Origin of the sequence: Kitasatospora nipponensis (assembly GCF_039528135.1) — a bacterium.
Classification (GTDB): Bacteria; Actinomycetota; Actinomycetes; order Streptomycetales; family Streptomycetaceae; genus Kitasatospora; species Kitasatospora nipponensis.
In genome coordinates this window covers 75060-91883 of record NZ_BAAALF010000005.1, presented here as the reverse complement: position 1 = coordinate 91883, position 16824 = coordinate 75060, and the positions used below count along the sequence as shown (strand labels likewise).

Sequence of the window (16824 nt, the reverse complement as noted above, 5' to 3'; positions counted from 1 at the left end):
GCCCGACGACCCTCCCTGGAGCGGGGCGCCCTGCGACGATGGTCTCGACATCGGCAGTCGGGAGGAACCCCATGTCCGCCGGGCCGGGAGAACAGCGGTGCGAGCCGTTGAGCCTCCTCGACACGGCTGACCGGATCGCCGGCCTGCTGGACGGTCACCGGGTCGAGATCATCGGTGGGCAGATCATCGTGACGCCCCCTGCCAGCGGTCCGCACGCCGAGTCACTCAGCGACCTGATGCTTCCCCTTATGGCCGCGGGACTGCATGCCGAGCACTCACGGGTGCTTCAGGCGATCGGGCTCTGGCTCCCGGGCGGCCCGTCGGACTACGCCGTCCCCGATCTGGCACTCGTCGACGCCGACTACCGGGACCACCGGGTCGAGTACGGGTGCTACGACCCGGCGGTGTTCCGCATGGTCGCCGAGGTGACCTCCACCAATTACCAGACTGATCTCAAGGTGAAGCCCGCCGCCTACGCCGGAGCGGGGATCCCGGTCTACCTGATCGTGGACCGCAACAGTCGCCGCGTCCGGGTGCTCAGCGACCCGCAGGGCGGTGAGTACCGCGTGCACGCCGTGCACCACCCGGGGCAGTCGTTCACCCTGCCCGGGTCGGTCGGCGCTGTGGTCGAGCTCGAGGTGGACGCGTTGCTCGGGCCGGCGAAGTAGCGCGCCCGGCGTGGCCCGAGGTGGGGCCCGGGATCAGCCCCGTAGGCGGCCGTCGGCCATCTCCAGGACGCGGTCCACTCGGGTGAGCAGGTCGCGGTCGTGCGTCACCATCACGGTCGCGGTGCGGTGGGTGCGGGTGACCTCGGCGAGCAGCTCGACGATCTGGGCGCCGCGTTCGTGGTCCAGGGCGGAGGTCGGTTCGTCGACCAGGAGCACCGAGGGCCGGCCGAAGAGCGCGCGGGCGATGTTGACCCGCTGACGCTCCCCACCGGAGAGCTGGTGCGGGCGCCGGCGCTGCTTGGCGGCGGCCAGGCCGACGGAGGCCAGCAACTCCTCGGCCCGGGCCCGGGCCTCGCGGGGGCGGCGGCCGCGGACGTCCTCCAGCACCAGCAGCTGTTCCACCGCGGTGAGCGAGGCCAGCAGGTTGGACTGCTGGAAGACGATCCCCAGCCGCTCGCGGCGCAACGCGGTACGGGCCCGCTCGGAGAGCGCTCCCGCGTCCTGACCGTCTATCAGCACCTGCCCGTGGTCAGGGCGCAGCAGCGTGGCGGCCACCGCCAGCAGGCTGGACTTGCCCGAGCCGGAGGGGCCGGCCACCGCGACGAACTCGCCGGGGGCGACCTCCAGCGAGACGTCGTCCAGGGCGGTCAACCGCTGTTCGCCGTCGGGGTAGCTGAGGGTGACCCCGTGCAGGGCGAGCCCGCTGCGGGTGCGCAGGGAGGTGGGGTCGGTCGGGTCGGTGACGGTGTTCATCGGTTGGCTCCCAGCGCGGCGATCGGGTCGACGGAGGTGATGCGGCGCACCGCCAGCGCGGCGCCGAACAGGCCGAGCAGCACCATCACGGCCACCGGTACGGCCACACTGGCGGCGCTCAGCTCGAAGGGCACGCCGGAGGAGGCGATCAGGCCCCCGACGGCGCCGACCGCCGCACCCAGCAATGCGCCGGCCAGCAGGACGGCGGCGGCCTGGGCCAGCGCGTCGCGCACCAGGTAGGCGCTGCTGGCGCCGACGGCCTTGAGGACGGCGATGTCGGGCTTGCGCTGGACGGTCCAGACCGTGAAGAAGGCACCCACCACCAGGGCGCTGACGGCGAAGAGGAAGCCCTGGATCAGCTGGAGGCTGCCCTGCTCCGCCGCGTACCCGTCGATACCGGACAGGGCGTCCGAGAGCGGCACGGCCGTGGTGTTCTGGGCCCGGTCCACCGCGCCGAGGTCGGCGCCGGCGCCCGTGCGCACCGCGAGGGCGGTGGGCTGGCTCTGGCCGCTGACGGCCTGCCAGGTGGCCGGGGTGGTCCAGACGGTGGGGGCGTGGGCGTAGGAGCGCTCGGCGGTGATGCCCGAGACCGTCAGCGTCCGGGCCCCTATCCGGACCTGCTCGCCGACCGACAGGTGGTCGGTGGACGCGGTGTCGGCGCCCACCGCCACCTGGTCGTCCGCGGGGGCGGCGCCGGAGAGCAGCGGCGGCAGCAGCGCCGTCGGGGTGCCGAGCACGCTGACCGAGGCGGCGGTGCCGGCCGCCGTCAGCCGGGTCATCGAGAGTCCGACCGGCGCGGCCGAGCGGACCCCTGGGGTGCCGGCCCAGGCGGCCTGCTGGGCGGGCGTGATGCTGCTGGAGCTGAACGAGACGGTCGGCGCGCCGCCGGCCGGCGCGCCGAAGACGATGCGGTCGGCCGGCAGCCCGGCGATGGTCGAGGAGGCGGCCGAGGCCAGGCCGCCGGTCAGTCCGTAGAGGAAGACCACGAGCGTGGTGATCAGGGTGACCACCGCGCCCATCAGGGCGAAGCGGCCCCTGGCGAAGCGGATGTCACGCAGGGCGACGAACACGGAGGACCTTCTCTGGTCGTGGGTGGCCGGCTGGGTACCGCTCCACAGTCGCGGACCGGCGGCCGCCTGCCATCAGGGAGAGGAGTGGAGTGCGCACCCATCGCTTGGTGCACCCGGGAATCCATCGAACGATGGATGCCCGATCGCGCGGATCGGCGCAGGCCGGCCCGTACCCTCGGAAGGCGTGAGCCGCCTCGACCCTCCCGACCTCCCGCCCGGACCCGCACCCGGTCCCGGGCCGGACCTGTTGTCCGGCCCCGCACCGGGGCCGGGGTACGGCCGTGCGCCGGATCCCGCCGGACATTCTGCGAGCACCCCGGCCCTGCGGTGGATGAACGTCGCCCTGCACGGGCTGTTCTTCACCCTGCTGGCGGTGCTGCTGGTGCGCGGCCTGGCCACGGGCGGGCTCGGTGCGGGCGGGCTGGCCCTGGCGGCGGCGCTCGGCGCGCTCTACGCGGCGGGCGGGTCGGTGCCCCGGATCCGCGCCGACCGGCGCTGGGCGGCCTGCTGGCTGGCCGCCGTGCTGGCGCTCTGGGCGGCCCTGACCCTGCTGCACCCGGAGTTCTGCTACCTGGTCTTCCCGCTCTACTTCGTCTGCCTGCACGTGCTGCCGGTGCGCTGGGCGCTGCCGCTCGCGGTGCTGATGACCGGGGTCGTGGTGGCCGCGCAGGCGCGGACCGACGGCGGACTGACGCTCGCCAAGGTGCTCGGCCCGCTGGCCGGTGCGGCGGTCGCCCTGCTGACCGCCGCCGGCTACGCCGCGCTCTACCGCGAGAGCCGCTCGCGCCAGGAGCTGATCGACGCGCTGATGCTCACCCGTGGCGAGCTGGCGGCCAGTCAGCGCGAGGCGGGCCGGCTGGCCGAGCGTCAGCGGCTGGCCCGGGAGATCCACGACACCCTCGCCCAGGGGCTGTCCAGCATCGTCCTGCTGGCCCGCTCGGCGCAGTCGGCGCTGCCCGCCGACCCGCGGACGGCCGCCGAGCGGATCGGCGAGGTGGGCCGCACCGCCGCCGAGAACCTGGCCGAGGCCCGCCGCTTCGTCCAGGCGCTCACCCCGCCCGCCCTGGACGACGTCACCCTGACCGAGGCGCTGCGCCGGCTCTCGGCCGGTCGCGGGGCCGCCTTCCACCTGGACGGTGAGCCGTACCCCTTGCCGGTGGAGGCCGAGGTGGCGCTGCTGCGGCTCACCCAGGAGGCGCTGGCCAACGCCGTACGGCACGCGGGGGCGCAGCAGATCGCGGTCACGTTGAGCTATCTGGACGATGAGGTGACCTTGGACGTCTTCGACGACGGTGTGGGCTTCGACCCGTGGGCGCGCGGCGCGGGTGCCGGCTCCGGGTCCGGCTCCGGCTCCGCGTCCGGGAGCGGGGCGGCGGGGGCCGGCGGGCCGGAGGCGACCGGCGGCTTCGGCCTGCACGGGATGCGCCAGCGGATCGCCGCGCTCGGTGGCCGGCTGACCGTGGAGTCGGCCCCGGGGGAGGGCACGGCGGTGGCGGTCTCGTTGCCGGTGCGGGCGATCGGCACGATGGAGGGTGTGGTGGCCGAGGCCCTGCGCAGCGCGGCGGCGGCCGGTCGCTCGGAGTCGACCGGCACGGGAGAGGTGACGCGGTGATCCGGGTCCTGCTGGTGGACGACCATCCGGTGGTCCGGCGCGGCCTGCGCGCGATGGTGGACGACCTGCCGGAGCTGGTGGCCGTCGGCGAGGCGGCCGAGGGCGGGCAGGCGCTGCAGCTGTTGGCGGACCTGCGCCAGCGCGGCGAGCAGCGTCCGGACGTGGTGCTGATGGACCTGCAGATGGGGACCGGGATGCACGGCGTCGAGGCGACCCGCCGGATCACCGCGCTGCCCGATCCACCGGCCGTGCTGATCCTCACCACGTACAGCACCGACGCCGACATCCTGGCCGCCGTGGAGGCCGGCGCGACCGGCTACCTGCTCAAGGACGCCCCGCCGGAGGAGGTGGTCGCGGCCGTCCAGGCGGCCGCGCGGGGTGAGACGGTGCTGGCCCCACCGGTGGCGGCCCGGCTGCTCGGGCGGGTCCGGGCCGGTCGTCCGACGCTCTCGCCACGGGAGGCGGAGATCCTGCAGCTGCTCGCCGCGGGGCTGGCGAACCGGCAGATCTCCAAACGGCTCTTCATCAGCGAGGCCACCGTCAAGACCCACCTGGTGCACATCTACGACAAGCTCGGCGTCGACAGCCGCACCGCGGCGATCGCCTCCGGCCTGAGCAGCGGACTGATCCGGCCCGGCTGAATCCCGACTGGCCCCGGCCGACCCCGGGCGGGCGGCCGCGTGGCGGTGGCCCGGTCGGCGTCGTCGCGACCGGGCCACCGCCCGAGGTACCGCCGTCCGATCAGCAGACCGGGATGAGCACCGTCAGCACGAACCGGTGCGGGTCCGGGTTGGCCGGCGCCTGCTGGGTGATGGTCACCGGGATGCCGGTGCCGGGCGTGGCACCCGGGTCGACCTGCAGCGCGAAGCCGCGGTTGCTGAAGGCCCAGGTGTTGTCGACCGGGTCGTCGCAGGTGGCGGTGGTGCCGTCGGCGGAGATGACGCACTGCCGGAAGTCCGGCGCGCTGCTGAGGAAGCGGGAGCCGGGCGGCACGGTCGCCACCACCTGGCCGCGCCACGGGTAGTCGGTCGACGGGCCGAGGTTGCGCTCGACGATCTCGAAGTCGGCCGGGTTGCCGGGGGCGGTCGGCTTCGGCGGGCGGGCGAGCTCCAGCACGGCGTTGGTCACCGGGGCGGAGGTGTCGAAGGCCCAGGTCGTGGAGTTGTCGGTCGGGTTCTGGCTCGGGTCCCAGTCCACCTCGGCCGTCCCACCGGGGTAGCTCGCCGGGCCGGGGGTGGTGCTCAGGCTGGTGGCGAAGACGGTGTAGGTCGCGCAGCTCGCCGGTGCGAGGTTCTGGGCGACGGGGAAGCGGATCCAGTTCCAGCCGCCGTCGATCGGTCCCTCCTGGAAGGGGCCGGCGGCGAGGCTGAGCCCGGGATCTCCGGGGCCGTTGACCACGAGCGAGGCGGACGTCGGGGTCTCCGTACCGTTGTTGCAGACGGTCACCAGGACGGTTCCGACGCCGCCGGGTGCGGTCGGGAAGGACGGCGGACTGACGCTGACGCTGAGGTCCTTGCCGTACGCCGAGCGATGCGCGGCCGGGGCGCTGCCGGCAGTGGTGCCGGGAGCCGCGCCGCGGGTGCTGCCGGGCCGGCTGCCCGGGGTGGTGGCCCCGGTGGTCGCGTCCACCTCGACGCGCGGGGTGACGCGGGTGGTGGCCGGGGGCGAGCCGAGGACGGCGGTGTGGTTGGCACTGTGGCCGGTGCTGCGGCCGGGTACGTGGGGGGCCGCGGCGGTGGCCGTGCCCGTGGCGGCGAGCGGAAGTGGCAGCAGCACGGCGGCGGCCAGCAGGGCGGGGATCCGCATGGGGGTACTCCGGTGGGAGGGGCGGGGTGAACGTCATCGTTCGGTTGCGAACCTACTCAGCGTGGCCGGTTCCGGCTTGCGGGGTTACGCCGCCCGTGGGGCGCCGCACTGCGCCGGTCGGCCGTGTCCGACCTGCCCGTGACGCCGCGGTGCCGTAAGGGGTGCGCGGGCCCACCGCCCGGATCCGGATCGCCGTAGAGTGGGCCGGTGTTCACTCTCGACGAGCCCACCCTGCCGTTGATCGCCGCGCCGATGGCGGGCGGCGCCTCCACCCCGGACCTGGTCGCCGCCGTGAACGCGGCCGGCGGTCTCGGCTTCCTCGCAGCCGGCTACCGCACCGCCGCCGCGATGACCGAACAGATCGCCCACACCCGCGCGTTGACGGACCGTCCGTTCGGTGTGAACCTCTTCGTCCCGGGCCCGACCGACCCGCAGGCGCTCGCCGGCGTACCGCGCTACCGGGCGGAGCTGCTGCCGGAGGCGCGGCGCCGGGGCGTCGACCTGCCCGAGCTGATCCCTGCGGACGACGAGGACTGGAGCGCCAAGATCGCCGCGCTGCTCGCGGATCCGGTCGCGCTGGTCTCCTACACCTTCGGCCTGCCCACCCGTCAGGAGGCCGCCGGGCTGCGCGCGGTGGGCACCGCGCAGGTCGCCACCGTGACCAGCGCCGACGAGGCGCGGGCGGCGGCGGCCCTGGGCGTCGACGCGCTCTGCGTCCAGGGACCGGAGGCCGGCGGTCATCGCGGCACCCACCGGGCCGACACCGTGCCGGGGACCGAGCCGCTGCTCGCGCTGCTGTCGGCGGTCCGGGCGGCCGTCGACCTGCCGCTGATCGCGGCCGGCGGCCTCGGCACCGGGGACCGGCTCGCCGCCGCGCTCGGCGCGGGCGCGCGGGCGGTCCAGCTGGGTACCGCCTTCCTGCGCTGCGACGAGGCCGGCACCTCGGCCCCGCACCGCGCGGCCCTCGCCGACCCGGCCTTCACGGAGACGGTGGTCACCCGCGCCTTCACCGGCCGCGCCGCCCGGGGGCTGCGCAACGCCTTCACCGACCGGCACGCCGACCACGCCCCGCACGCCTACCCGGCGGTCCACCACCTGACCGCCCCGCTGCGCGCGGCCGCCGCGGCCCGCGGCGACCTGCAGGAGCTGCACCTCTCCGCCGGCACTGCCCACCGCGCCGCCCGCGCGGAGCCCGCGGGCGAGGTGGTGGCCCGCCTCTGGCACGAGACCGAGCAGGCACGGGGCGGGTCCGGAGCGCGCTGAACGGCCGGCGTGCGGGAGTGTCCAGCGGGGCGGGGAACTGCTGAGGGGCGGTGGCGGGATGCTGCAGGGGGCCGATGGTGGGGTGGCGGGCGGGTTGTTCCCGCCGACGCTGCCGGTGTGGGCCGCGGCGGAGCGCAGCGCCGCCGGCCGGGCGTGGCTCGCGGGCCTGCCGGAGCTGGTCGAGGAGTTGCGGCAGCGCTGGTCGCTGCGGCTCGGCCCGCCCTTCCCCGGTGGAAGCTGTTCCTGGGTGGCACCGGCTCGCGGACCGCAGGGCCGGCCGGTGGTGCTCAAGGTGAGGCGGCCGCACCCGGAGGCGGCCGGCGAGGCGGAGGCGCTGCGGTGCTGGGCTGGGCGAGGCGCGGTGCGGCTGCACCGGTGCGACCGGGAGCGGTACGCGCTGCTGATCGAGCGGTGCGAGCCGGGCGACGCCCTGGGGAGCGCGGACCGACTGCGCACCGAGGAACGGCTGCTGGTGGGCGCCGGGATCCTGCGTGAGCTGTGGATCGCGCCGCCGCCGGAGCCCGCGGGACTGGAGCGGCTGGGCGCGGTGACCGGGGAGTGGGCCGACCTGGCGCAGGAGCGGGCGGCCCGCCTGCGGCCCGCGTTCGACCCCGGGCTGGTGGCGCACGGGGTGCGGCTGCTGCGGGAGTTGCCCGCCTCGGCCACGCGCGAGGTGGTCCTCCACGGTGACTTCCATCCGGGCAACGTGCTCGCCGCCCGGCGCCGGGACTGGCTGGCCATCGACGCCAAGCCGATGGTCGGCGACCCGGGCTACGACCCCTGGCCGCTGCTGGAGCAGCTCGACGATCCCTTCGCGCACGCCGACCCGGTGCGGGTGCTGACCGAGCGGTTCGCGCTGCTGGCCGATGCCCTCGACGAGGACGTCCGGCGGCTGCAGGCGTGGGCGGTGGCCCGCCGGGTGGAGAGCGCGCTCTGGATGCTCGAGCACGGGGACTCGGCCGGCGCGCTCGAGACGCTGGGCCGGGTCCGGGTGTTGGCGGGGCTGGCCGGGCTGTGAGGCGCGAGCGGCGGCGGTGGCCGGGGGCTGGGCGCCGCGGGCCCGGGGGTCAGCGGCCGGGCGGGGGCGGGGCGAGGCGGTCGTGGAGGGCCTGGGCGTCCGGGAGGAACCAGGCCTGGTGGCCGCGGTTGCTCTCGCGGATCAGGTCGGGCAGGGCGGTGCCGGTGGCGAGGTGGCGGGAGATGTCGCCGATGACCGCCAGGCCCAGGCGGTAGTTCGCGAACTTCTGCAGGATCTCGCCGGCGAGGCGGCTGCGCAGCTGGAAGAAGCCGTCGTCGAAGCGCTCGGCCGGGACGGCGACCCAGTGGGCGCCGTGGTGGAGGGCGGAGCCGACCACGTCGAGCGCGTCGGCCTCGGTGCGCAGCGGGGGGCCGTCGGGGTCGCACTGGAGGACCGGGATGCCGTGCGGGTGCTGGAGGAGGTCGGGCATGGGGTGGTCCTCTCGGTGGGGTCTCAGCCGATGTTCTCGGCCAGGGCGGCGATGATCTTCAGGAGTTCGGCCGTGCCGACGAGCCCGCCCAGGACGATCACCTTCAGGACCTGCCGCTCCTCGTCGTAGACGGTCTCCACGTGCAGCCGCTCACCGCCCTGCGGGGGGCCGGTCAGGAGCGCCATCACCGTGTTGATCAGCCGGGAGGCCGCGGGGCGGTCGATCCCGTCGAGTTGCACGATGCTCGACGCCTCGGCGTGCGACCGGGCGGCGCCGGTCGCCCCCGCCGCCGGGGCAGGCGTGGGGTCGGCCGCAGCGACGGCGGCGGGAGTGACGCCGTCGGCGGCGGTGCCTGCGGTGAACGCCTCCAGCGCCTCGCGCGCGATGCGGTACTGCTTGCCGATCCGGGTGGCCCGCAGCCGGCCGTCGCGCGCGTACCCGCGCACCGTCCGCACGTGCAGGCCGAGCAGCTCCGCGACCTGTTCGACCGAGTAGTACTGCTGCGGCACGGTGATCCCTTTCGGGGTCGGACGGGGTCGGGCTCTCTCCTGGGAGGCCCAGTATTCCCTATCCTTCCCTGAAGTGCCATCGCATTCGACTGTTTGAGGAACGATAGGGAGTGATGAGGGCGGCGAGGCCCCACCGCCCTCGCCGCCCCCGCCGTGCTCACCCCAGCAGCGTCCCCATCCACTCCTCGATCCCCGCGACGCTGCGCGGCAGCGCCCCGGACATCAGCCGGGCGCCGTCGGCGGTGATCACCAGGTCGTCCTCGATCCGGATCCCGATCCCGCGCAGCTCCATCGGCAGCGTCTCGTCGTCCGGCTGCAGGTAGAGGCCCGGCTCGACGGTGAGCACCTGGCCCTCCTCCAGCACGCCGTCCAGGTAGGTGTCCGCCCGGGCCTTGGCGCAGTCGTGCACGTCCAGGCCGAGCATGTGCCCGCTGCTGCACAGGGTGTAGCGGCGGTAGAGACCGCTGTCCTCCTGCAGCGCCTGCTCCGCGGGGATCCGCAGCACGCCCCAGTCGGCCAGCCCCTCGGCGATCACCCGCATCGCGGCGCGGTGGAAGTCGCGGAAGCTGGCGCCGGGGCGCAGGGCGGCGATGCCGGCGTCCTGCGCGGCCAGCACGAGCTCGTAGGCCTGGCGCTGGACGAAGGAGAAGGTGCCGTTCAATGGCAGGGTGCGGGTGATGTCGGCGGTGTAGAGGGAGTCGGTCTCCACGCCCGCGTCCAGCAGCAGCAGCTTGCTCGGGTCGAGCGGGCCGTCGTTGCGGATCCAGTGCAGGACGTTGGCGTGCGCGCCGCTGGCGGCGATGGTGTCGTAGCCGGTGCCGTTGCCCTCGGCGCGGGCCCGCAGGTTGAAGACGCCCTCGATCCACCGCTCGCCGCGCGGGTGGCGCAGGGCGGTGGGCAGGGCGCGCACCACGTCCTCGAAGCCGAGCACGGTGTGGTCGACGGCCAGTTGCAGCTGGCCGACCTCCCAGGCGTCCTTGACCAGGCGCAGCTCGCTGAGCCGGCCGGCGAGCTGTTCGTCGCGCTCGGCGGTCCCGGTGTCGCCGGGGCGTCCGGTGGCGGAGTCCAGCGCCGCGTCGACACCGACCAGCACCCGGGTGGGCGGCTGGGCGCCGGTGAGCAGCTTGCCGAGGTGGTCGAGGTGCTCGGCGCGCACGCCGGTGAGCCGGCCGGCCTCGGCGAGGTCGGGGCGGCGGCCGACCCAGAACTCGCCGTAGCGGCGGTCGCGGAAGAACTCGGAGGTGGACCCGTCGCGCGGTGAGCGCGGGCGCAGGTACAGGACGGGCTCGTGGCCCTGGGGGCCGGTGGGCTCGAGGACCAGCACGTGGCCGACCTGGTCCTCGCCGGTCAGTCCGGTCAGCCAGGTGTAGGCGCTGTGCGGGCGGAAGCGGTAGTCGCAGTCGTTGCTGCGGACCTTGAGCGTGCCTGCCGGGACGATCAGGCGCTCGCCGGGGAAGGCGGCGCTGAGCGCCGCGCGCCGGGCGGGGGTGACGTCGTGGGCGGGGACCCGGTCGGTGGCGGCCAGCGGGGAGGGTGCCCACGCGGTGCCCATGAAGGCTTCCAGGGCGGCGGAGACCGGCAGGTCGTGGCTGCCGGTGTTCAGTGCGGGGGCGGGCCGGGAGGGTTGGGAGGTCATGGGGGCGGCTCCTCGAGAGTACGGCTTTTGTCCGGTGTGGCGGCTGTGACCTGCGTCGATGCCGGCGTGGGGGATGGTAGTTGACGGTCCGTTCGGACACAGCTAGGTAACGGGTCGCACCATCCCTTGCCAGTGCAATTTCACATTACTATGTTACGGGTCACACCTCAGGAGCGGCTAGCCCCCGGCGGCCGACCGCCTGGAACCCGGAAGACCCGGGCGGACGACGGCCGAAACTCCGGCCTCCCCTCGCGCCAATCCCCTTTATGCGGAGTGCACATGACCAGGCGTACCCACACTGCCCTCGCGGCGGCGATCGCTGCGACACTCACCCTCGGCCTCGGGGCGTGTTCCAGCAGCAAGAGCAACGACACCTCCGCCGACAACGGCAAGGGCATCACCACCGCGGGCGACGGCATCATCGGCGGGACGCCGGTCAGGGGTGGCACCCTGCACATCCTGTCCAACCAGGACTTCTCGCAGCTCGACCCGACCCGTAACTGGGTCGAGCCGGAGATGGACTTCGGTCTGCGCACCCTCTACCGCACGCTGACCACCTTCAAGGCCGCGCCCGGTGCGACCGGCCTGGAGATCGTCCCGGACCTGGCCACCGACCTCGGCACGCCGAGCGACGGCGCCAAGACCTGGACCTTCCACCTGAAGGACGGCCTCAAGTACGAGGACGGCAGCCCGATCGTCGCCGACGACATCAAGTACAACGTCGAGCGCTCCTTCTCCTCCGAGCTGCCCGGCGGCCCGGACTACGCCAAGCAGTACCTCAACGCGCCGGCGGGCTACGCCGGCCCCCTCAAGGGCCAGCGGCTGGGCCCGGAGGCGATCGAGGTCCCGGACGCGAAGACGATCATCTTCCACCTCAAGCGCGCGGTGGCCGAGTTCGGCTACACGGTCACGCTGCCCACCTTCGCGCCGGTCCCGATCGCCAAGGAGGCGGGCGCCGGCTACAGCAACCACCCGTTCTCCTCCGGTCCGTACAAGATCGACACGTACGACCGCGGCAAGCAGCTGGTGCTGGTGCGCAACACCAACTGGGACCCGGCCAGCGACCCGGTGCGCAAGGCCTACCCGGACAAGATCGTGGTGGACCAGACGCTCGGCAGCGCCGGCATCGCGGACCGTCTCATCGCCGACCAGGGCGATGACAAGGACGCCATCATGTACTCGGACCTCACCCCCGCCAAGGTGCCGGACGTGATCACCAACCCCGACGTCAAGTCCCGCCTGGTCAGCGACAACTCGAACTGCACCGCGATGCTGAACATGGACAACAGCAAGGCGCCGTTCGACAACCAGAAGCTGCGCCTGGCGGTCGAGTACGCCATCGACAAGGAGGCCTTCCAGTCCTCGGTGGGTGGCCCGGCGCTGGCCGACATCGCCACCACCTACCTCCCGCCGGAGCTGACCGGCGGCACCTCGGTCGACCACTTCAAGATCCCCGTCAGCGGCGACCTGGACAAGGCCAAGCAGCTGATGGCGGAGGCCGGCCTGAGCGGTGGGCTGAACACCGAGATCACCGTCTCGACCGGTGCCAAGCAGCAGGCCGAGGCGATCCAGGCCTCGCTGAAGAAGATCAACATCAACGTCACCATCGACGCGGTGGACCCCAGCGTCGCCAACTCGATCATCGGTGACAAGAACAAGCAGACCGGCCTGGCCATCGTCGGCTGGTGCCCCGACTACCCCTCGGGCGCCACCTTCCTGCCGATGCTCTTCGACAGCCGGATCATCACCGACACCGGCAACCAGGGCAACAAGTCCCGCTTCAAGGACGCCTCGGTGGACGCCGAGATGGACCGCATCGCCACGCTGAGCGACGTCAAGGCGGCCAACGACGCCTGGCTCGCGCTGGACTCCAAGATCATGGACGCGGCGCCCGCCGTCCCGCTGACCTGGCAGAAGAAGCCGCTGCTGGTCGGGTCCAACATCGCGGGCGCGTTCGCCCACCCGGTCTGGTCGGCGGAGATCGACTACGCCACCATCGGCCTCAAGTCCGTCAAGTAGCAAGGGACTTAGGTGACCACCACTGCCCCGCTCCCGGTGGAGCCGGCTGCCGACCGTCAGGGGGCGCAGGCTCCGGCCTCCCCCTGGCGGTCCGCCTGGCGGCGGCTGCGCCGCCGCCCGATCGCCCTGGTCGGCCTGGGCATCATCCTCTTCTTCGTGCTGACCGCGCTGCTGGCGCCGGTGCTGACCGCGATCTCCGGATTCGGTCCCACCGACACCGACAAGCACGCCATCGACCCCTACCTCGGTGGACTGCCGCGCGGCACGCTCGGCGGGGTGAGCGCCAGGCACTGGCTCGGAGTCGAGCCGATGCTCGGCCACGACGTCTTCGCCCGACTGCTCTACGGCGCCCAGATCAGCCTGCTGGTCGCCTTCAGCGCGGCGCTGCTGATCACCGTGGTCGGGGTGACGCTCGGGGTCGTCGCCGGCTACTTCGGCGGCCGCATCGACAGCGTGATCAGCCGGTTCATGGACGTCATGATGTCCTTCCCGAGCCTGATCTTCATGATCGCACTGCTCTCCGTGGTCAAGAACGCCAACCGGGTGGTGCTGCTGATCGTCGTGATGAGCCTGTTCACCTGGCCCTACATCGCCCGGGTGATCCGGGGGCAGACGATCTCCCTGAAGCACCGTGAGTACGTCGAGGCGGCCCGGGCCAGTGGCACCGGCAGCGCGCGGATCCTGCTCACCGAGATCCTGCCCAACCTCTCCAGCACGGTGATCGTCTACATCACGCTGGCCATCCCGGGCCTGATCGGCTCCGAGGCGGGCCTGACCTACCTGGGGGTGGGCGTGCGCCCCCCGACCCCGTCCTGGGGGCAGATGATCACCGACTCCGCCGTGTACTACAAGGTCGACCCGATGTTCTTCGCCCTGCCCTGTACCTGCCTGTTCCTGGTGGTGCTGGCCTTCACCCTGCTCGGTGACGCGCTGCGCGACGCCCTCGACCCGAAGGGCGGCCTGGGATGACCGCCTTCCTGCTGCGCCGGCTGCTCGCCATCGCGGGCACCCTGCTGGTGATCTGCGCGGTCACCTTCACCATCTTCTACCTGCTGCCCACCGACCCGGCCCTGCAGTTCTGCGGCAAGGACTGCACGCCCGACCGGGTCGAGCTGGTCCGCAAGCAGATGGGCCTGGACGCCCCGATGATCGTGCAGTTCGGCCGCTACGTGCTGGCCGTCTTCGCCGGCCGCACGATGGGGACCGGGCAGTACGCGGTGCACTGCGGCTTCCCCTGCTTCGGCTACTCCTTCCAGAGCGGGCGCCCGGTCTGGGACCTGATGATGGACCGCTTCCCGGCCAGCCTCTCGCTGGCGATCGGCGCGGCCGTGATCTGGCTGCTGATCGGCCTGAGCGCCGGGGTGCTCTCGGCGCTGCGCAAGAACTCCTGGGTGGACCGCACGCTGATGGTCGGCACCATCGGGGTGGCGGCGGTGCCGGTCTACTTCACCGCCATGATCCTGCTCTACGTGGTGGTCACCGTCCTCGGTCTGATCCCCTACCCGCGCTACGTCAACTTCACCGACAGCCCCGTCGGTTGGGCGCAGAACCTGCTGCTGCCCTGGATCACCCTGGCGCTGGCCACCGCGGCGATGTACGCCCGGATGACCCGCAGTTCGGTGATCGAGACGCTCGCCGAGCCGTACGTGCGGACCGCGCGGGCCAAGGGCCTGCCCGAGCGGCGGGTGGTCACCAAGCACGGGCTGCGCCCGGCGCTCACCGCGGTGGTCACCATGCTCGGCATGGACCTCGGCGGCCTGCTGGCCGGCGCGGTGATCACCGAGTCGCTGTTCGGTCTGCCCGGCGTCGGCAAGCTCTTCGCCGACTCGCTCAACAAGGCCGACCAGCCGGTGGTGATGGGCATCACGCTGCTGGCCGCCTTCTTCATCGTCACCTCCAACCTGGTCGTGGACATCGTCTACGCCTGGATCGACCCGCGAGCGAGGCTCTCGTGACACTGCTCGAAGTGCGTGACCTCGCAGTCGAGTTCAACACCGCCGAGGGCCTGGTGCAGGCCGTCAAGGGGGTCGACTTCTCGGTCGGGCGAGGCCGGACGCTGGGTCTGGTCGGCGAGTCCGGCTCGGGCAAGTCCGTCACCTCGCTGGCCGTCATGGGCCTGCACCGCGGGGCCAGGGTGACCGGCTCGGTGAAGTTCGAGGGCACCGAGCTGATCGGCGCCCCGGACGAGGACGTCCGCAAGCTGCGCGGCCGGCGGATCGCGATGATCTTCCAGGACGCGCTCACCGCGCTGCACCCCTACTTCACCATCGGCGACCAGATCGCCGAGGCGCACCGCGAGCACTTCGGGAGCAGCTACAGGGAGTCCTGGGCGCGGGCGGTGGAGGCGCTGGGCGAGGTCGGCATCCCCGAGCCGGCCCGCCGCGCGGGGGAGCACCCGCACCAGTTCTCCGGCGGCATGCGCCAGCGCGCGATGATCGCGCTGGCCCTGTCCTGCGAGCCCGAGCTGATCATCGCGGACGAGCCCACCACGGCGCTGGACGTCACCGTCCAGGCCCAGGTGCTCGACCTGCTGATGAAGCTCAAGGACGAGCGCGGCCTGGGCATCATCATGATCACCCACGACCTGGGCGTGATCGCCCGGGTGGCCGACGAGGTGCTGGTGATGTACGGCGGCGCCGCCGTCGAACAGGCCAGCGCCGACACGCTGTTCAGCGCGCCGCGGCACCCCTACACCCGCGGCCTGCTGGACTCGCTGCCGCGGCTGGACGCGCCCGAGGGCGAGGCGCTGCGCGCCATCCCGGGCAGTCCGCCCTCGCTGCTCTCGCCGCCGGCGGGCTGCGCCTTCCATCCGCGCTGCGCCGTGTACGCGGCCGACCCGCAGGACGCCTGCGTGGCCGCCCGGCCGCCGCTTCGGCTGATCGACGCCGCCCACCGCAGCGCCTGCGTCCACCAGGAGGTGACGGCATGACGACCAGCACCGGCCCCGAACCCCTGCTGACCGTCCGCGACCTGGGGATGACCTTCCCCGCCCCCCGGCAGGGGATGCGCCGGACGGCCGGCATCAAGGCGGTGGACGGCGTCTCCTTCGACGTGCGCCCCGGCGAGACGCTCGGCCTGGTCGGCGAGTCCGGCTGCGGCAAGTCCACCACCGGGCGGATGCTGGTGCGCCTGCTCGACCCCACGGCCGGGCAGGTCGACTTCCAGGGCAACGACATCACCCGGCTGAGCCAGCGCGCCCTGCGGCCGCTGCGCAGCAAGATGCAGATCATCTTCCAGGACCCGTTCGCCTCGCTCAATCCCCGCCAGCCGGTGCGTCAGATCATCTCGGCCCCGCTGCGGGCCCAGGGGCTGGCGGCCGGCGAGATCGGGCGCGAGGTGCGCGAGCTGATCCAGCTGGTGGGCCTGGCGCCGGAACACCTGGACCGCTATCCGCACCAGTTCTCCGGCGGCCAGGCCCAGCGGATCGGCATCGCCCGGGCGCTGGCCACCCGGCCCGCGCTGGTGGTGGCCGACGAACCGGTCTCCGCGCTGGACGTCTCGATCCAGGCCCAGATCGTGGGCCTGATGGAGCGTCTGCAGCGGGAACTGGGCGTCGCCTACGTCTTCATCGCGCACGACCTGGCGGTGGTCAAGCACCTCAGCCACCGGGTCGCCGTGATGTATCTGGGCCGCATCGTCGAGATCGGCGAGAAGGCCGAGGTGTACGCCAACCCGGCGCACCCCTACACCAAGGCCCTGCTGTCCGCGGTACCGCTGCCCGACCCGGCGGCGGAGCGGGCCAGGGAGCGGATCGTGTTGCTCGGTGACCCGCCGAGCCCCGCGAACCCGCCCTCGGGTTGCACCTTCCACCCCCGATGCCCCAAGGCCCAGGAGATCTGCCGCAGCGAACCACCGCTGCTGACGATCGCCGGACCCGGTCAGCGGCAGGTCGCCTGCCACTTCCCGGAGTCCTGAGCGCGGGCCGAGCACCCTCGGCCCGCCTCCCACCGACGATCCCTCGGACCGTCCCGGGGCCGTACCGCCGCACACCCCTCCCGCGGCGGCACGGCTCCGGGTCCGCCCTAGGGACCGCGTTCCAC

At 73.4% G+C, this 16824-nt stretch carries 16 protein-coding genes; 10 read left to right on the top strand and 6 right to left on the bottom strand.

What is annotated here, in order from left to right; genetic code table 11:
- The first annotated feature begins 71 nt into the window (after positions 1-71).
- A complete protein-coding gene (locus ABD323_RS02990) occupies positions 72-668 on the top strand; it encodes a Uma2 family endonuclease (RefSeq protein ID WP_344438716.1) in 597 nt (198 codons plus the stop codon).
- A gap of 33 nt (positions 669-701) precedes the next feature.
- Here the strand turns inward: ABD323_RS02990 and ABD323_RS02985 are convergent, their stop codons facing one another.
- Together ABD323_RS02985 and ABD323_RS02980 are read right to left on the bottom strand one after the other, a co-directional pair.
- Complete coding sequence (locus ABD323_RS02985; protein ID WP_344438714.1) at positions 702-1421, bottom strand: ABC transporter ATP-binding protein; 720 nt, start codon at positions 1419-1421, stop codon at positions 702-704.
- Positions 1418-2491 carry an ABC transporter permease gene (locus ABD323_RS02980; protein ID WP_344438712.1) on the bottom strand — a complete coding sequence of 358 codons (1074 nt, stop codon included), beginning with the start codon at positions 2489-2491 and terminating at the stop codon, positions 1418-1420. Before ABD323_RS02980 ends, ABD323_RS02985 begins: the two co-directional genes overlap by 4 nt.
- A 331-nt stretch (positions 2492-2822) precedes the next feature.
- Here ABD323_RS02980 and ABD323_RS02975 point away from each other — a divergent pair, with 331 nt between their 5' ends.
- Together ABD323_RS02975 and ABD323_RS02970 are read left to right on the top strand one after the other, a co-directional pair.
- Positions 2823-4103: a sensor histidine kinase gene (locus ABD323_RS02975; protein WP_344438710.1), complete on the top strand. Its 1281-nt coding sequence runs from the start codon at positions 2823-2825 to the stop codon at positions 4101-4103.
- Positions 4100-4744 carry a response regulator gene (locus ABD323_RS02970; protein WP_344438708.1) on the top strand — a complete coding sequence of 215 codons (645 nt, stop codon included), beginning with the start codon at positions 4100-4102 and terminating at the stop codon, positions 4742-4744. The genes ABD323_RS02975 and ABD323_RS02970 overlap by 4 nt, the downstream gene beginning before the upstream one ends.
- 100 nt (positions 4745-4844) lie before the next feature.
- On the opposite strand, the gene ABD323_RS02965 is transcribed toward ABD323_RS02970, so the two are convergent.
- Positions 4845-5909, bottom strand: coding sequence for a COG1361 family protein (locus tag ABD323_RS02965; RefSeq protein WP_344438706.1), 1065 nt, complete (start codon positions 5907-5909; stop codon positions 4845-4847).
- A 207-nt stretch (positions 5910-6116) separates the two neighbouring features.
- Here ABD323_RS02965 and ABD323_RS02960 point away from each other — a divergent pair, with 207 nt between their 5' ends.
- Positions 6117-7172 (top strand): NAD(P)H-dependent flavin oxidoreductase, encoded by a 1056-nt coding sequence (locus tag ABD323_RS02960; protein ID WP_344438704.1) that lies wholly within the window; start codon positions 6117-6119, stop codon positions 7170-7172.
- 58 nt (positions 7173-7230) lie between these two features.
- Positions 7231-8190, top strand: a complete 960-nt coding sequence (locus tag ABD323_RS02955; protein WP_344438702.1) for an aminoglycoside phosphotransferase family protein — start codon at positions 7231-7233, stop codon at positions 8188-8190.
- A gap of 49 nt (positions 8191-8239) precedes the next feature.
- Here the strand turns inward: ABD323_RS02955 and ABD323_RS02950 are convergent, their stop codons facing one another.
- The 3 genes from ABD323_RS02950 to ABD323_RS02940 form a co-directional block, all read right to left on the bottom strand.
- Positions 8240-8620 (bottom strand): DUF4180 domain-containing protein, encoded by a 381-nt coding sequence (locus ABD323_RS02950; protein ID WP_344438700.1) that lies wholly within the window; start codon positions 8618-8620, stop codon positions 8240-8242.
- A 23-nt stretch (positions 8621-8643) separates the two neighbouring features.
- Positions 8644-9129, bottom strand: a complete 486-nt coding sequence (locus ABD323_RS02945) for a helix-turn-helix domain-containing protein (protein WP_344438698.1) — start codon at positions 9127-9129, stop codon at positions 8644-8646.
- 157 nt (positions 9130-9286) lie between these two features.
- Positions 9287-10765, bottom strand: a complete 1479-nt coding sequence (locus ABD323_RS02940; RefSeq protein WP_344438695.1) for an aminopeptidase P family protein — start codon at positions 10763-10765, stop codon at positions 9287-9289.
- 279 nt (positions 10766-11044) lie between these two features.
- Between ABD323_RS02940 and ABD323_RS02935 the strand changes: the two genes are divergently transcribed.
- Genes ABD323_RS02935 through ABD323_RS02915 form a run of 5 tightly spaced genes read left to right on the top strand, consistent with a single transcriptional unit; the run spans position 11045 to position 16699 of the window.
- Complete coding sequence (locus ABD323_RS02935) at positions 11045-12784, top strand: ABC transporter substrate-binding protein (RefSeq protein ID WP_344438693.1); 1740 nt, start codon at positions 11045-11047, stop codon at positions 12782-12784.
- A gap of 12 nt (positions 12785-12796) precedes the next feature.
- Positions 12797-13753: an ABC transporter permease gene (locus ABD323_RS02930; RefSeq protein ID WP_344438691.1), complete on the top strand. Its 957-nt coding sequence runs from the start codon at positions 12797-12799 to the stop codon at positions 13751-13753.
- Positions 13750-14739 carry an ABC transporter permease gene (locus ABD323_RS02925; protein WP_344438689.1) on the top strand — a complete coding sequence of 330 codons (990 nt, stop codon included), beginning with the start codon at positions 13750-13752 and terminating at the stop codon, positions 14737-14739. The genes ABD323_RS02930 and ABD323_RS02925 overlap by 4 nt, the downstream gene beginning before the upstream one ends.
- Positions 14709-15713 (top strand): ABC transporter ATP-binding protein, encoded by a 1005-nt coding sequence (locus ABD323_RS02920; protein WP_425555842.1) that lies wholly within the window; start codon positions 14709-14711, stop codon positions 15711-15713. The genes ABD323_RS02925 and ABD323_RS02920 overlap by 31 nt, the downstream gene beginning before the upstream one ends.
- Positions 15710-16699: an ABC transporter ATP-binding protein gene (locus ABD323_RS02915; protein ID WP_344438685.1), complete on the top strand. Its 990-nt coding sequence runs from the start codon at positions 15710-15712 to the stop codon at positions 16697-16699. Before ABD323_RS02920 ends, ABD323_RS02915 begins: the two co-directional genes overlap by 4 nt.
- Positions 16700-16824 lie beyond the last annotated feature (125 nt).

Excerpts from the sequence above, each read along its gene's own strand:
- ABD323_RS02990 (WP_344438716.1), top strand. The coding sequence starts at position 72 with ATGTCCGCCGGGCCGGGAGAACAGCGGTGCGAGCCGTTGAGCCTCCTC.
- ABD323_RS02985 (WP_344438714.1), bottom strand. The coding sequence starts at position 1,421 with ATGAACACCGTCACCGACCCGACCGACCCCACCTCCCTGCGCACCCGC.
- ABD323_RS02975 (WP_344438710.1), top strand. The coding sequence starts at position 2,823 with ATGAACGTCGCCCTGCACGGGCTGTTCTTCACCCTGCTGGCGGTGCTG.
- ABD323_RS02965 (WP_344438706.1), bottom strand. The coding sequence starts at position 5,909 with ATGCGGATCCCCGCCCTGCTGGCCGCCGCCGTGCTGCTGCCACTTCCG.
- ABD323_RS02955 (WP_344438702.1), top strand. The coding sequence starts at position 7,231 with ATGCTGCAGGGGGCCGATGGTGGGGTGGCGGGCGGGTTGTTCCCGCCG.
- ABD323_RS02950 (WP_344438700.1), bottom strand. The coding sequence starts at position 8,620 with ATGCCCGACCTCCTCCAGCACCCGCACGGCATCCCGGTCCTCCAGTGC.
- ABD323_RS02940 (WP_344438695.1), bottom strand. The coding sequence starts at position 10,765 with ATGACCTCCCAACCCTCCCGGCCCGCCCCCGCACTGAACACCGGCAGC.
- ABD323_RS02935 (WP_344438693.1), top strand. The coding sequence starts at position 11,045 with ATGACCAGGCGTACCCACACTGCCCTCGCGGCGGCGATCGCTGCGACA.
- ABD323_RS02925 (WP_344438689.1), top strand. The coding sequence starts at position 13,750 with ATGACCGCCTTCCTGCTGCGCCGGCTGCTCGCCATCGCGGGCACCCTG.
- ABD323_RS02915 (WP_344438685.1), top strand. The coding sequence starts at position 15,710 with ATGACGACCAGCACCGGCCCCGAACCCCTGCTGACCGTCCGCGACCTG.